At 64.1% G+C, this 14,328-nt stretch carries 15 protein-coding genes; 7 read left to right on the forward strand and 8 right to left on the reverse strand.

The annotated features are described in order from the left end of the window. The first annotated feature begins 8 nt into the window (after positions 1-8). The 5 genes from narH to AB0N05_RS17360 all read left to right on the forward strand — a co-directional run bounded on the left by narH (position 9) and on the right by AB0N05_RS17360 (position 3,925). On the forward strand, positions 9-1,739 hold the full coding sequence (gene narH / locus AB0N05_RS17340; RefSeq protein ID WP_364694646.1) for a nitrate reductase subunit beta: 1,731 nt from the start codon (positions 9-11) through the stop codon (positions 1,737-1,739). Next, positions 1,736-2,416, forward strand: a complete 681-nt coding sequence (gene narJ, locus AB0N05_RS17345; protein ID WP_364694362.1) for a nitrate reductase molybdenum cofactor assembly chaperone — start codon at positions 1,736-1,738, stop codon at positions 2,414-2,416. The genes narH and narJ overlap by 4 nt, the downstream gene beginning before the upstream one ends. After that, positions 2,413-3,147: a respiratory nitrate reductase subunit gamma gene (narI, locus tag AB0N05_RS17350; protein ID WP_364694365.1), complete on the forward strand. Its 735-nt coding sequence runs from the start codon at positions 2,413-2,415 to the stop codon at positions 3,145-3,147. The genes narJ and narI overlap by 4 nt, the downstream gene beginning before the upstream one ends. A 55-nt stretch (positions 3,148-3,202) precedes the next feature. Then, positions 3,203-3,328, forward strand: a complete 126-nt coding sequence (locus AB0N05_RS17355; RefSeq protein WP_364694368.1) for a hypothetical protein — start codon at positions 3,203-3,205, stop codon at positions 3,326-3,328. Between the two features lie 99 nt (positions 3,329-3,427). Further along, a complete protein-coding gene (locus tag AB0N05_RS17360) occupies positions 3,428-3,925 on the forward strand; it encodes a Uma2 family endonuclease (protein WP_364694371.1) in 498 nt (165 codons plus the stop codon). Between the two features lie 77 nt (positions 3,926-4,002). Here the strand turns inward: AB0N05_RS17360 and AB0N05_RS17365 are convergent, their stop codons facing one another. From AB0N05_RS17365 to AB0N05_RS17385, 5 genes are all read right to left on the reverse strand, one after another. Next, positions 4,003-4,779, reverse strand: a complete 777-nt coding sequence (locus AB0N05_RS17365; protein ID WP_364694373.1) for an SDR family NAD(P)-dependent oxidoreductase — start codon at positions 4,777-4,779, stop codon at positions 4,003-4,005. Then, complete coding sequence (locus AB0N05_RS17370; protein ID WP_364694376.1) at positions 4,776-6,545, reverse strand: amidohydrolase family protein; 1,770 nt, start codon at positions 6,543-6,545, stop codon at positions 4,776-4,778. The genes AB0N05_RS17365 and AB0N05_RS17370 overlap by 4 nt, the downstream gene beginning before the upstream one ends. Before the next feature lie 6 nt (positions 6,546-6,551). After that, a complete protein-coding gene (locus tag AB0N05_RS17375; protein ID WP_364694379.1) occupies positions 6,552-8,213 on the reverse strand; it encodes a class I adenylate-forming enzyme family protein in 1,662 nt (553 codons plus the stop codon). Between the two features lie 121 nt (positions 8,214-8,334). Beyond that, complete coding sequence (locus AB0N05_RS17380) at positions 8,335-9,477, reverse strand: serine hydrolase domain-containing protein (protein ID WP_364694381.1); 1,143 nt, start codon at positions 9,475-9,477, stop codon at positions 8,335-8,337. A gap of 16 nt (positions 9,478-9,493) precedes the next feature. After that, on the reverse strand, positions 9,494-10,870 hold the full coding sequence (locus AB0N05_RS17385; RefSeq protein WP_364694385.1) for an NAD(P)-binding domain-containing protein: 1,377 nt from the start codon (positions 10,868-10,870) through the stop codon (positions 9,494-9,496). A gap of 132 nt (positions 10,871-11,002) precedes the next feature. Here AB0N05_RS17385 and AB0N05_RS17390 point away from each other — a divergent pair, with 132 nt between their 5' ends. Then, a complete protein-coding gene (locus AB0N05_RS17390) occupies positions 11,003-11,617 on the forward strand; it encodes a TetR/AcrR family transcriptional regulator (RefSeq protein ID WP_364694388.1) in 615 nt (204 codons plus the stop codon). Between the two features lie 255 nt (positions 11,618-11,872). Beyond that, positions 11,873-12,301, forward strand: a complete 429-nt coding sequence (locus AB0N05_RS17395; RefSeq protein ID WP_364694391.1) for a hypothetical protein — start codon at positions 11,873-11,875, stop codon at positions 12,299-12,301. A 16-nt stretch (positions 12,302-12,317) separates the two neighbouring features. On the opposite strand, the gene AB0N05_RS17400 is transcribed toward AB0N05_RS17395, so the two are convergent. The 3 genes from AB0N05_RS17400 to AB0N05_RS17410 form a co-directional block, all read right to left on the reverse strand. After that, positions 12,318-13,457 carry a hypothetical protein gene (locus tag AB0N05_RS17400; RefSeq protein ID WP_364694394.1) on the reverse strand — a complete coding sequence of 380 codons (1,140 nt, stop codon included), beginning with the start codon at positions 13,455-13,457 and terminating at the stop codon, positions 12,318-12,320. A gap of 57 nt (positions 13,458-13,514) precedes the next feature. Further along, positions 13,515-13,922, reverse strand: a complete 408-nt coding sequence (locus tag AB0N05_RS17405) for a nuclear transport factor 2 family protein (RefSeq protein WP_364694648.1) — start codon at positions 13,920-13,922, stop codon at positions 13,515-13,517. Positions 13,923-14,031: 109 nt separating this feature from the next. After that, positions 14,032-14,247, reverse strand: coding sequence for a hypothetical protein (locus tag AB0N05_RS17410; protein ID WP_364694397.1), 216 nt, complete (start codon positions 14,245-14,247; stop codon positions 14,032-14,034). Between the last annotated feature and the right edge of the window lie 81 nt (positions 14,248-14,328).

Genomic DNA, 14,328 nt, shown 5'->3' on the forward strand with positions numbered 1-14,328 from the left:
TGCGCGTCATGGCACAGCTCGCCATGGTCATGAACCTGGACAAGTGCATCGGCTGCCACACGTGCAGCGTCACCTGTAAGCAGGCTTGGACCAACCGCGCGGGCACCGAATACGTGTGGTTCAACAATGTGGAAACCCGTCCGGGACAAGGATATCCGCGGCAGTACGAGGACCAGGAGAAGTGGAAGGGCGGGTGGACTCTCAACAAGAAGGGGCGCCTGACCCTGAAGTCCGGGTCGCGGATGAAGCGGATGCTCAACCTGTTCGCCAACCCGGACCTGCCCACCGTGTCGGACTACTACGACCCGTGGTCTTACGACTACGAGAACCTGCTGTCCGCGCCGAAAATGGACACCACCCCGGTGGCGCGGCCCAAATCGCTGATCACCGGCGAGAACACCGACATCACCTGGGGCGCGAACTGGGACGACTCGCTGGGCTCCGGGCCCGAGCAGGTCGGCAAGGATCCGCTGCTGGGCAAGCTGTCGGAGAAGGTCAAACTCGAATTCGAGGAGACCTTCATGTTCTACCTGCCGCGCATCTGCGAACACTGCCTCAACCCGTCGTGTGCGGCCGCCTGCCCCTCCGGTGCGATCTATAAGCGCTCCGAAGACGGCATCGTGCTGGTCGATCAGGACAAGTGCCGTGGCTGGCGACAATGCGTATCCGCCTGCCCGTACAAGAAGATCTACTTCAACCACAAGACGGGCAAGGCGGAGAAATGTACGTTCTGCTACCCGCGTGTGGAAGTCGGCATTCCGACCGTGTGCTCGGAGACCTGCGTCGGGCGGCTGCGCTACATCGGCGTCATGCTCTACGACGCCGACAAAGTCCTGGAAGCCTGCTCCGTCGAGGAGGACAAGGACCTGTACCCGGCGCAGCTGGAGGTCTTCCTCGATCCGCACGATCCGCGCGTGGTAGCCGCCGCCGAGGAGGCCGGGATCTCCCCGGAATGGATTCAGGCCGCCCAGGATTCGCCGGTCTACAAGCTGATCGTGGACTACCAGCTGGCACTGCCGCTGCATCCGGAATACCGCACCATGCCGATGGTTTGGTACGTGCCGCCGCTCTCGCCGGTGGTCGATGTGCTCACCGAGACCGGGCACGATGGCGAAGACCACGCCAACCTGTTCGGAGCCATCGACGCACTGCGAATTCCCTTGGAGTACTTGGCCGAACTGTTCACCGCCGGAGAACTCGGACCCGTGCGCGCGGCGCTGCAACGACTCGCGGGGATGCGCTCGTTCATGCGCTCGATCAACCTCGGCCAGGAACCGGACATGTCGATTCCCGACGCGGTCGGCCTCGAACCCGAGGAAATCGAAGCCATGTACCGGCTGCTCGCCATCGCCAAATACGAGCACCGCTACGTGATCCCGCCCGCCGCGACAACCCGTGCGCACGAACTGGATTCACTCGCCACCGGATGCAGCCTCGACAATGACGGCGGACCCGGCATGACCGCCTTCGACTACATGGCCGACAAGTTCCACCTCACCGACACCAACGGTGCGGCCGCACCGGATCAGAAGTCCAACCGGATCAACCTGCTGAACTGGGACGGCAAGAGCACCAAGGGCCTGATCCCCACGGCCGAAGGCAATGGCGTGAACGGCACCGGCGTAAACGGAACAAACGGGCATGAACCGGCACCGGATAGCAACGGCCACAACGGTTCCGACCCGAACGGTAGCGCCACGGATGTGGATGACGGCATCGCGGCCGGAGTAGTCCGATGAGCCTGCTCAAACTGCGCCGTCGCCCCGAACCCACGGTCGCCATGTCCGAGCGGGATCGCCAACTGGTCTGGCGGCTCGCCGCCCTATTGCTCGACTACCCCGGCGAACAGCTATTGGCCATGCTGGACGAACTCGACAGCGCCATAAGCGAATTGCCCGACGGTGTGCGCCCAGGCCTGGCGGACTTCCTCACCCACCTGCGCAATACCGGCGATATCGTCCTGGCCCAGCAGTACGTCGAAACCTTCGACATGCGCCGCCGAGCCAGCCTCCACCTCACCTTCTACGCCTACGGCGACACCCGCAAACGCGGCATGGCCCTGCTCCGCTTCAAACACGCCTACCGCCAGGCAGGCGTAGAACTCGACGACTCAGAACTCCCCGACCACCTCGCGGTCCTCCTGGAATTCGCCGCCACCGTAGACCCAATCGGCGGCGAACGCCTCCTCGGCGAACACGTCCCGGTGTTGGAACTGTTGCGACTCTCCCTGTCCGACAACGCATCCCCGTACGCCGGAATCCTCACCGCCGTAACCGCCACCTTACCCCCGGTCACCACCGCCGACCGCCGCCGCATAGCCGAACTGGCCGCCCAAGGCCCACCCGAAGAAGAAGTAGGCCTCGAGCCCTTCTCCATGGACCCGATGATGTTCACCGGATTGGAAGGCCGCAGATGACCTCCACCCTCTGGATGACCCTCCCCTACGTGGCATTCACCTCCTTCATCCTCGGCCACATCTGGCGCTACCGCACCGACCAATTCGGCTGGACCACCCGCTCCTCCCAAATCTACGAATCCCGCCTCCTCCGCCTCGGCTCCCCCCTCTTCCACTTCGGCATGCTCGGCGTAATCGGCGGCCACGTCCTAGGCGTCCTGATCCCCGAATCCTGGACCAACGCCGTAGGCATCTCCGAGCACCTCTACCACGTGGTAGCGGTCTCCGCGGGAACCGTTGCGGGCGTTGCCGTCATCGCAGGCATCGGCATCCTCCTCTACCGCCGAATCACAGTCACCGCCGTCCGCAAGGCGACAACCCGCAACGACAAGCTGATGTACACCCTCCTCGCAGGCGCGTTGATCACCGGCTTGCTCAACACGGTCGGCAGCAACCTCCTCTGGGGCACCTACAACTACCGCGAAACCGTCTCCCCCTGGTTCCGCAGCCTCTTCACCGCCCACCCCGAGCCCACCCTCATGGTCGGCACCCCCTGGACCTTCCAGGCCCACGGCCTGATAGTCCTGACCCTCATAGGAATCTGGCCCTACACCCGCCTCGTCCACATGTTCTCCGCCCCCCTCGGCTACTTCGTCCGCCCCTACGTCGTCTACCGCAGCAAGCAATACAAGGCCCCCGACAAACGCCGCTACTCCCGAGCCTGGGACGCCCCCGTCCTCCCACCCCGCTGATTCCTCCACCCTGTTTGCTACCCCCTCCTAGGCTGGTAGCAAACAGGAGGTAACAGTGAGCCCGAACATCAAGGACGAGATCGACACCCTCCTCGCCGATCTCGACTCTCACCTCACACCCGAAGCACAGGCATTGCTCAACACCGATGACCTCTACGACGAGGACGGCATGCCGACGTGATCGACGGCGGTCGGCGAACTCCGTCTGTCGACTGCCTTACGCAGCTACGATGGCGGCGTGGCCAGGCCGAATGCTGAACCTCCGAACCTTCCCGAGTTCATGACTTGGGGGGAGCTCGATCAGCTACCCGAGGAGATCGCGGGCGAGATCGAGTCGTGGAACGGCCCGGTGGTGTGGATGCGGCGGGGCCCAGCCGAGCATCAGACCTACAGCAAGACCATTTGGAATGCGTTGCGCCGCTGCCTCGCGGACCGGTATCAGGACATCCGCGGCGACGATGTGCTGATCGTCGGCGAGGTGCTGTCACCCAGCAACCGCGGTCTTGTCGAGGCAAAGAAGGTTCGATATGCCTCGGCTCAGATCCCGTGGTACTGGGAGGTGGATCTTTCTCGCGGCCCGAATCCAGCACATGGCATCGAAACCGTGCGAGCCTACGGCCTCATGACCGAAGGCGGTCCGCTGCCCGATGGGGCAAGGCCGATGTACCCCAACAACTACGTCCTCATCGACGAGTGGTCGCCGAAGGACACCGAGGCCATTCGTACCGAGTTCCCGTTCCCCATCGACATTCCGTGGACGGAACTCGAGCCTGAGTAATCGACAACCACCATGCATTGGTGCAGGGCGCTTCTCGCGTTTTGGCTACACCGATGCATAGTGATCGATCGACTGATTCAGGAAGCTGCCAGTTTGGCCAGGTTGGGGAAGTTGGTTAGTTCCCAGCCGCCGTCTACCACCATGTCGATCCCCGTGATGTAGGAGGCTTCGTCGGAGGCGAGGAAGAGGCAGGGGGCGACGATTTGTTCCGGGGTGGCGGCCGCACCTAGGGGGATGCGGTCCAGGAACATCTGTTTCGCCGGTTCGTACCCCATGACTGCGGCTACCAACGGGGTGTCGACTAGGCCTGGGAGGACCGAGTTCACGCGGATTCGGTGTTGGGCCAATTCGAGGGCCGCGTTTTTGGTGAACATGACGACGCCTGCTTTGCCGGTGGCGTAGGGGCTGCCACCGGGCATGGGGATGCGGCCGTCGAGGGAGGAGATGTTGACGATGGAGCCGCCGCCGGTGTCGCGCATGAGGCGGGCTTCGTGCTTTGTGCAGAGGAAGACGCTCTTTTGGACCAGGTCTACGGTGAAATCCCAGTCGGCTTCGGTCAAGTCGGTGATTGCGCCGATGCGGGAGCCGCCTGCCACGTTGAAAGCGATGTCCAGGCCGCCGAAACGGTCTGCGGCGGTGGCTATTCCGGCTTCGACCTGAGACTCCACTGTCACGTCGGCAATCACAGAGACGAAGGAATCGCCGAGTTCGGCTGCCTTTTTCTGCAATCCGGCTTCGTCGATGTCGAGGCCGATCACGTTGGCGCCCTCGGCGATCAGGCCGGTGGCCAGGGCGGAGCCTATGCCGGAGGCGGCACCGGTTACCAGGGCGGTCTTTCCGGTGAATCTGCTCATGAGCGGGCGGCTCCTTCCGTGGCGTGGCGGCCGGCGCGGAGGAACTCGCCGGTGCGCTCTTTGCCGAGGGTGGGGGCCTTTTCGCCGAGGCCGAAGACGTACTCGCCGTTCACGAGTACGGCGGTGACGGTGGCGTCATTGCGGTTGACCATGCGGGAGAGGTTGTTGTACTCGGGGACCGGGTTTTCGGCGTAGGCCTCGAGGCTGTCGTCCAAGCGCTCCGGGTCGAGTACCAGGACGTCCGCGCGATCCCCGACGCGGAGGTGGCCGTTGTCGAGGTCGTACCAGTCAGCCAGTTCGCCGGTGAGGCGGTGCACGGCATGCTCGATGGTCATGAACGGGCGACCGGCGCGCTGGGCCTTGTGTACTCGCTTCAGTAGGCGTAGGCCGAAGTTGTAGAAGGCCATATTGCGCAGGTGTGCGCCCGCATCCGAAAAGCCCAGTTGCATACTGGGATCCGCTGCCAGTTGGTCCAGTACCTCGGGGCGGTGGTTGGAGATGGTGGTGCGCCAGCGGACCTTATTGCCGTATTCGACGACCAGATCCAGGAATGCGTCCACGGGATGTACGCCGCCGCGATCCACGCCGACCTGACCGAATGTCTTGCCGATCACGCTGGCGTCGGGGCATTCGGTGATTTCGGCATCGAAGAAGTCTCGATGCCAGACTCGCGGGCCCCACTTCTTGTCGTAGTCCTTGCGGAACCAGCGCCGGTAGTTCTCGTCGGCGAGCAGTTCGCGTCGCGCACCCAGCTCATTGGTCAGGTGCAAAGCGGCTGCGCCGGAACCGAATTCCTCGAATACCGGTAGGTCGATGCCGTCGGAGTACACCTCGAACGGGACCGGGAGATGCTGCCATCGGAAGTCGCCGCCGAGCCGGTTCAGGATCTTGCCGATCAGCGGGAAGATCTTGACCACGCCGGGGATCGCCTTGATGTCGGCAGCCGACAGCAGACTCACCTTCAGATTCGGACGGAAGATGCCGAGGCTGCTGACCGCCATGGCGACCAGGCTTTGCGGCCGGGCCACATCGGGACCACCCTGTAGGGCCCGCTTGCGTTCGCGCAGAATGCGATTGAGCCGTCGCCGCTCCTTGGTCGTCGCATAGGTCGAGGGCAGCGTGCGGGACCGGCACACCTCCCCGTCCAGCTTGTCGAACAGCAGCTGCTGGGAGGACATGCCGACGAACCCGGCATCGAGTGCCTCGTTCAGCTTGTGCTCCATGGCTTTCAGCTCGGATTCGGTCGGCTGCACATCCGGCCGGGTGGACCGTTCCAGGCCCATCTGCGCCGCCCGAATATCCGAATGCCCGATGAACGCGGCAATATTCGGCCCGAGCGGCAGTGATTCCAGCGCGCGCACGAAGCTGTGCGCGCTGTTCCAGGTCTTGAGCCCGTCGACCGCCTCCACCACATGCTTACGCGGAATGGCCTCCACGCGACCGAACAGATCGCCCGCATCCGACCCGTCCACATGCACGGTCGAGAGCGAGCAGGATCCGAGCAGCAGCGTGGTGACGCCGTGCCGCAGCGATTCCGACAGCGTCGGATCGAGCAGCACCTCCACGTCGTAATGCGTGTGGATATCGATCATGCCGGGCATTACCCACTGCCCGGTGGCGTCGATGACCCGCCCGCACCCGGTTTCGTCGATAGCCTCGGCGGTGACGACGGCGACCCGCCCGTCACGAATGCCGATATTGCGGATGGCCGACTCCGCGCCCGTGCCGTCGAACCAGCGTCCACCCTTGATGATGGTGTCGTACATGGTGATTCACTCGCCTATCGAGAGTTCGCGGCGCATCACCTTGCCGGTCGCATTGCGCGGCAGTGCATCCGCGGTGATGAGCCAGCGCGCGGGGACCTTGAAGTAGGCCAGCTGCCGGGCCACGTGGTCACGCAGTTCGTCCTCGGTCAGCGAATCCGGTTCGTCGACAACGACAATGGCCGCGACTTCCTGTCCGAGATCCTCGTGCGGCACGCCCAGGACGGCGGATTCCCGCACGGCCGGATGCTCGTCGAGGACGTTCTCGATCTCCTGCGGGTACACGTTCTCCCCGCCGCGCAGAATGAGATCCGAACGCCGACCGGAGATATAGAGCTTGCCCTCGCGCAGCGTCCCGAAATCGCCCGTGCGCAGCCATCGGTCCGCGTCGATGGACGCCTTGGTGGCCGCCTCGTCGTTCCAGTAGCCGAGCATGACGTAGGGACTGCGGACGCACACCTCGCCTTCGACCCCCTCGGGCACGGCCTTACCGTCCGGATCCCGGATCTCGACCGAGACGCCGAGCACCGCCCGGCCCACCGTCTCAGGATCCCCCGCCAGCTCCATCGGAGCCGCGACGGTGGCGGCGGTACCGCTCTCGGTGCACCCGTAACTCGTGGTCATGCCCTGCAACGCCACTGGGAACCGTTCCCGCAGACGCTGCTGCAAGGCCGGGGAGGACGGTGCGGAGTTCAGCGAGAACGCCGTCAGCGAGGACAGGTCGTACTGCGAAGTGTCCAGTTGCAGCATGCGATTGGCCAAGGTCGGCACGGCCGCCCAGTTGGTGACCTTCTCGGTCTCGACGAGCCGCAGAATCGAGTCGGTGTCATACGCGCCGCCCGTCGGGAACACCACGGCGTCCCCGGTGGTGAGCCGCGGGATCACCAGATTGTGCAGGCTCGCGATGTGGAACATCGGCATGGTGGCCAGAAAGCGGCGGCTGGACGGCGAACCGTCCCAGGCAATACCGCGGAATCCGGCCGACAGCGCATCGGTGAAACGGTGATAGTTGGCCACCGCCACCAGATTGCGGTGCGTGTGCACGACGCCCTTGGGCCGTCCGGTGGTGCCGCTGGTGTAGAGCATGATCGCCGGATCATCCTCATCCACAATGGTTTCCGGGTATTCACCCGAGTACTCATCGAGCAGCCGCATGAGTTCGCGGTGCGTTTTCAGCACCGGAACCTGCGAGCCGGTCTCGGCCAGCCGCGCGGCCCGCTTATCGTCGGCGAGCACCACCTTCGGCTGCGCGTGCTCGAGCCCGTACGCGATCTCGCGCGGAGCCCACCAGGCGTTGTAGCCGACCGGAATGGCACCCAGCCGCTGCGCCGCCCAGAAACCCAGCACCCATTCCGGCGAATTGGCCGCCAGAATGCCGACCCGGTCGCCCTTGCCGACACCGTATTGATCGCGCAGGGCCGCCGCCAGCGCGCCCGCCGCCCGATAGTGCTCGGCGAAGGTGATGCGCTGATTGCCGCCCACCAGGTATTCCCGGTCCCCCAGTTCGCGGGACGCCTCCAGCAGCTCCGCCAGGGAACGGGCGCGATGGCGGAACACCGGCGTCGGTGCGCCCAGCACCGGCTCCGCGGTCATCTCGAACGGCCCGCCCGGGCCGACCAGCTTTCCGGAGATCTGCGCGGCCAGTGCTTGGAGGTCAACGGCTTTCGTCATGAATCAAGTCCTCGATCGTCAGGGATCCCTCGCCCTCGCAGCTTGCCCGAGCGGGTCGGGCCGGTGGGGGCAAACAGGCAAATTTCTGGCGCATCCGTACAACTTTTACGGCGGATCACGACTACCCCCGCACCGCGGCGAAGGTGGCCTTCAAATACGCGTCGGCCCGATCGGATCCGATCAGCCCGGGGGCCATCCGATTCATGGCATAGGCGAAGGTGACCCGATTGTCCAGGTCATTCACCACGAACGCCCCGCCCAGTCCCGCCCACCAGCACACCCGGCCATCCGGCACCTGCGGTGCGGTCTGTGGTTGCGGCAGCCCATAGCCGATGCCGAAACGCAGCGGCACCATGATCGCCAGATCCACACCGTCGGACTGCTGCTCGAAGATCAGGTCGATCGTCTTGTCCGACAGGAACTTCCGCCCGCCCAGCACGCCGCCATTGCTGATCAGCGACTGCACCCGGGCGATCGAACGCGCATTGCCGTGCCCGTTCACGGCACCGATCTGCGCCTGCCGCCACGCGGCCGTATTGCATTCGGGGAACTCCAGCATGGGCTGGAACAGCGTCTTGTACATGACACTGTCCTGCGGCAGCAGCGAGACATCGAACTCCGGCATCTCCGGCGGCACCAGGTCGGCGATTCGCTCATGCAGCCCCGCAGCGGTGCCGATATGGAAATCCGCACCCAGCGGCTCGGCCAGCTCCTCGGCGAAGAACTTCCCGAGCGTGCGCCCGGTGATCCGGCGAATCACCTCGCCGACCAGATGTCCGTAGTTGATGGCGTGATAGCCCGATGCCGTGCCCGGCTCCCACCACGGCTGCTGCGAAGCCAGCCGCGCGGTGGAGGCCTCCAGGTCGTAGATGTCGTGCAGTTCGATCGGCGCATCCCAGCCCGAGACACCCGAAGTGTGTGAAAGCAGGTGCCGCACTTCGATATCGGCCTTGCCATTGGCCGCGAACTCCGGCCAGTAGTGCGCCACCTTCTCATGCACGTCCAGCTCACCGCGGTCCACCAGCAGCAGCGCACTCAGCGCCGCCATGGTCTTGGTGATGGAGAAGGTGTTGACCAGCGTGTCCGCGCCCCAGGGCGTGGTCTGCTCCCGATCGACGTAACCGCCCCACAGGTCGACCACCGCTTCGCCGTCCACCGTGACACACAGTGACGCGCCCAGCTCGGCCCCCGACTCCACCTGCTCGGTGAAAACCGTTCGGACTTCAGCGAATTCGTCGGCACAGAATCCAGCGACAGTGCTCATCTGTTCCGCCCCTTTCCTAGACTCGGGCCTCGGCGCGCGCGGGCACCGGCAGCGTGTAGTTGTAGGCGGCCGCGCGCTTCGCGCCCCGCGCCATCTCACGCTGCAAATCCCTGACGTACGGCTCGAATTCGATCTGAATGGTGTGCCGCGGCGAGTCGTAGTAGCGGTCCGAACGACTCGCCTCCGCCTCGGCCATGAACTCGGTCATCTCCGTCTGCGACGGCAGCCGGTAATTGCCGGTCAGATAGGCCGCGACCAGCTTCGACTGCTGTTCGGCGAAGTTCACCAGCGTCGGCATGGGCTGTGCCAGACCGAGATAGAACAGATTGTCGATGCCCGGTTTGACCATCTGCCGGTACAGCGGCAGCTTGTTCTTGGCGTCCGGCACCAGCTCCGCATCGCTGAAGAACGGGAAGCTGATGTGATACCCGGTGGCGCACACCACTACATCGACCTCTTCGACACTGCCGTCGGCGAAATGCACCTTGTCACCGTCGAGCCGGGTGATGGCGGGTTTGAACGTGATGTCACCGCATCCGGCCCGGTGCAGGAATTCCTCACTCGCGGACGGATGCGCCTCGAACGGCAGGTGATCCGGCTTCGGCAGCCCGTAGTTCTCCATATGACCGCGGTTCTTGACCACGAAGCGCTGCTTGAGTTTCAGCGCGATCTTGGGCGGCATCCACGCGGGCACCGACTGCTTGTCACCCACCTTGCCGTTCACATACTTCGGCAGCACCCACACGCCGCGGCGGGCGGACAGATAGAACTTCGAGGCGATGAACCGCTGCGACAGCTCGGTGGCGATATCCAGCCCTGAATTGCCCATGCCCACCACGACGATTCGCTTGCCGCGCATATCGATCGGATCGAACGGGTCGTTGTAGGAGTGCGAATGCATGAGCACGCCGTCGAATTCGCCCGGGTACTCGGGGATCCGCGGATCCCAGTGGTGACCGTTGCACACCAGCAGCACGTCGTAGACCTCGGTGTGGCCGGTGTCGGTGGTGATGACCCACAGCCCGTCCTGATCGCGCTCGGCCGAGATCACCTTGGTGTTCAGGATGATTCGATCGCCGATCCCGAAATGCGCGACGTAATCCTTGAAGTACTGGTGCAGCTGCGTGTGGTGCGGGAAGTCCGGCCATTCGCCGGGCGCGGGGAAGTCCTCGAACGCGAGCCGGAACTTCGAGGTGTCGATGTGCAGGCTCTGGTAGCAGGCCGACATGCCGTTCGGGTTCTTGTAGTACCAGTTGCCGCCCACCTCGTCGGAGGCTTCGTAGCAATCGAAGGGGATGCCGTATTCGGCGAGCCGTTTGGCCGCGGTGATCCCGGACGGGCCCGCACCGATTATGCAGACGCGGGGCAGCTCGCGTGCGGTTTGCTCAGACAATTCACTCTCCTGATTCGGCACTGGGTCACGCTGGGCAGGACGAAGAACACCCGGCCCGACGTGACGTGCCACACACGCTAACACTCACTAGACAGTGCGTCTAGTGAGTCGACGTACGTCTATCATCAACGCATGCAGACCGAACGGCGCACCTCTCTGCGCGAGGAACAGAAGCGGCTCACCCGCAGCCGGCTCATCGACGCCGCCAAACAGCTGTTCACCACCCAGGGCTACGCACCGGTCCGCGTGGACGACATCGCCGCCGCCGTGGGATGCAGCCGCGCCACCTTCTACCTGCACTTCACCGGCAAACCGGATGTCTTGCGCGCCATCGCCGAACAAGGCACGCTGCCCAGCGTCCAGCACTTCTACGAAGACCTCGACCACGTCCTGGACAGCGGCTCCCGCGAAGAATTCGGCGCCTGGATGCGCCGCGCCATCGACTGGTTCCAGGAGTACAAGGACCTGCTCCCCGCCTGGGACGAAGCAACCACACTCGAACCGGAATTCCGGGAGGTGGCGCGCGAGGGCATTCTCGCCCTGCCGAACGTCATGACCTCATACCTGTCCCGCTGGCCCGAAACACAGCAGGACGAAGCACGATTGCGGATAGAACTCCTGGTCGCCCAGCTGGAACGCTTCTTCACCCGCTGGGCCATGCAGGGCACCATCGACGTCACCGCGGATCAGGCAGCCGCGGTGCTCACCGATATCTGGTTCCCTGCGCTCCAAACCCCGGGAGCCTGATTCCACTGGTGGCGAGGAACCTTTGTCGCGCCTGATGATTGAGGTATGGCCTCGATTTCCTGCCCACAGTGCGGCCACGACGAGTACGTACAGCTGGTCCCGGCCGCGTGTCAGGGCCCATCGCGGCACGGAACAGCCACACGCACGATGAGAACAGCTTCATACTCTCAGTTGCTGGCCGTGGCGCTCGAGTTCCCCGAGCCGCCATCGTTGCCCGCCCAGCCCAGCGCCCTACGACCGAAGGAACCACGGCCGATGCGCGAGCCGCTACCCTGGGGGCGGATCGGCTGCCTGGCATTCGTGGTGATCTTCATAGTGCTGCCGATCTTCTCGGCATCGATTTCCGGTTTCGACGACGCATTCGACGTAATTTTCACCCTGTGCTTCTATGGCGCGATCGCCGCCGCGATTCTGATTCCGCTGTCCCGCAGGCACACACGTGACCAGGCGGAGAAGACATGGTCGGCTGCCACCAACGCGCGGGAACGGGCGATCGGTGCAGCCCAGGCTGCATGGAACGGCGGCTATTACTGCCACCACTGTTCGCGTTGCTTCTGGCAGCACTCGTCGATCACCCGACTTCCCATACGGAAACCATTGCCACCCAGCGAGTTTCAGCGACTCGTAAAGGAAGCGGGCGGCTACGCGACACTTCCGGGTGTTTACGGTCAGGTGTCCCAGTAGGAGTCGAAACTTCGAATCAGGAGGGAAGCACACCTCCCAGTACCTGCCCCCACGCTTCCATGGCCTTGTTCAGCTCCGTGCCCGCGGTCGCTGCCACACCAAGCGCGGCCAGCGCCGACTTGACCATCCCCCGGCTCCGCTTCTCGGGTGGCTGCTCAGCACTCTGCGCCAGGTACTCGACAGTCTCGAGCAACTCCTGCCGACTCTGATCATCCAGCTCAGGCTCGGCCAGCACCGCATGCTCGATTGCCTTGAGCGCATCGGCTGTTCGACCATCGCCCTGCTGCGCAATGGTCAGGATGGTCGAGTCGATATTCATGATCTTCGCCCCGAACATTCCGCCATAGAACGTTCCACCGCTGATGTCGAGCCTGAAGCTGGGATCGCGTTCGGACTGGCCCGACGTCTCCGCATAATCTGACATTTGGCCGTGTACCTCCTCGAGATAGGTGATTCCCAGAGCGAGATACGCCCTGGTGAGCTGCGCCGACTCTGCGACCAGGGGACTCCTCGCGGCAGCCACACCTTCGATGAGCCCACCGAACTGATCGGTGAAACATGGTGAGCCGGACGAGACTTCGAAGCCATCCAGCAAATTCGAAACACACATCACCCAATGTTCGACTTCGGTAGGCGCCGTCGCGGGTCTCACCGGCATTCGGCTCAGCTCGCGACCTCGGTCGACGCTGTCCGCGAGCTCGTCCTTCAGCACGCGAGCGTTCAATCCTGGCTTCAGACGGGCATGGCGTGACGGAGGCTCGAAATTCGGAACTATGAGCACGGAATCAGCGGAAGCCGCGGCACGCAGGGCCTGTTCCAAATCCACCAGACGAGACCTCGTCTCGTGAAGAGTCGCACCGGCGCCGGGGGGAAAGGTGGGGTTCGCCCGCCACAGGTGCCGGATTCGGGAGCTGAATCCGTGAGTCGTCGAGAGGTAGTCGGTCCCCGCGGTGAACTCCCACCACTGCACATTGCCCAGCAGGGCCGCCGCCTCTGCCGCCCCAGCGGTGACCAGCACATCGACTACCGGCGCATCGGCAATCTGCCGAATACGTTCGGCTGCCTGCGCGGCAATATCCATTGCATACCGGCAATACTCGACGGAAGCGGCCCTGTCCTCCCCCACCAAGATCCGACCGGCGGTCTCTCGGTCCACACCCCCCATGGTCCACAAGATCCACGAGCGTGACAAGAAGTCCGCTTCCGCGGCCTCTCAACTCGTCGACTGCGTCGCGCGCGCCCGTTCGAGCTCCCAGAAAGCCCGCAGCGCAACGATTTTCCCGTGGGCATTCACGCGATAGGTAGCGACCAGATCGACTTCGACAGCCACACCCGCGCGCACGCTGCGAATCGTCCCCGTGAATGCGATCTCGTCGCCGCAGGCGAACGAGTCGGCCCAGCGAAAGTCGATGTCACTCTTGGCGATCGCCGTATCCCAGAACGCGGCGATCGCGCCGCGCCCGGTGTGCCCATTCCCGGCAGGGTCGTAGGGCGACACCCCGATCGGGTCTTCCACCCGCGCATCCGCAGCGAAGAGCGCCAGCCACTCGTCCTTGCGTTTCGCGCGCACCGCGGCCTGCGAGGCGAGTCCGGCGCGGCGGGCAGGATGTTCGGGCGACATCCCGTCATCCTGACCACGGCCGCCGCAACACCCGTCGTCGATCCCGGTCACCGGGACAATCGATGCGACTCAATGGTATCGCGGATTGTGAAATTGAATTGCTTCGGAATTACTGCTTCGCGGCGGAACCCGAAACACCGAAGACGCCGATATCGTCCTGGGTGGGAGTGACGTCATTGGTGCCGTCGCCGTGGCATTCGGCCTCCGTCTTCCCCATGTTCTTGCAGGCAGCCCACGGATCGAACAGCGGGACCGCATTCGCCGGGACATATGCCGCGCCCGCGAGACCGGCGACAAGGCCGACGGTGACGATAAGTTTCTTCACTTAGGAGATCCTCCCGAGTCGATAAATCGAAATCGGGATTCAGGCTGCCATGGGAACACCGGATTTTCCAAGCGATCTGGG

Origin of the sequence: Nocardia sp. NPDC051030 (assembly GCF_040683015.1) — a bacterium.
GTDB lineage: Bacteria > Actinomycetota > Actinomycetes > Mycobacteriales > Mycobacteriaceae > Nocardia.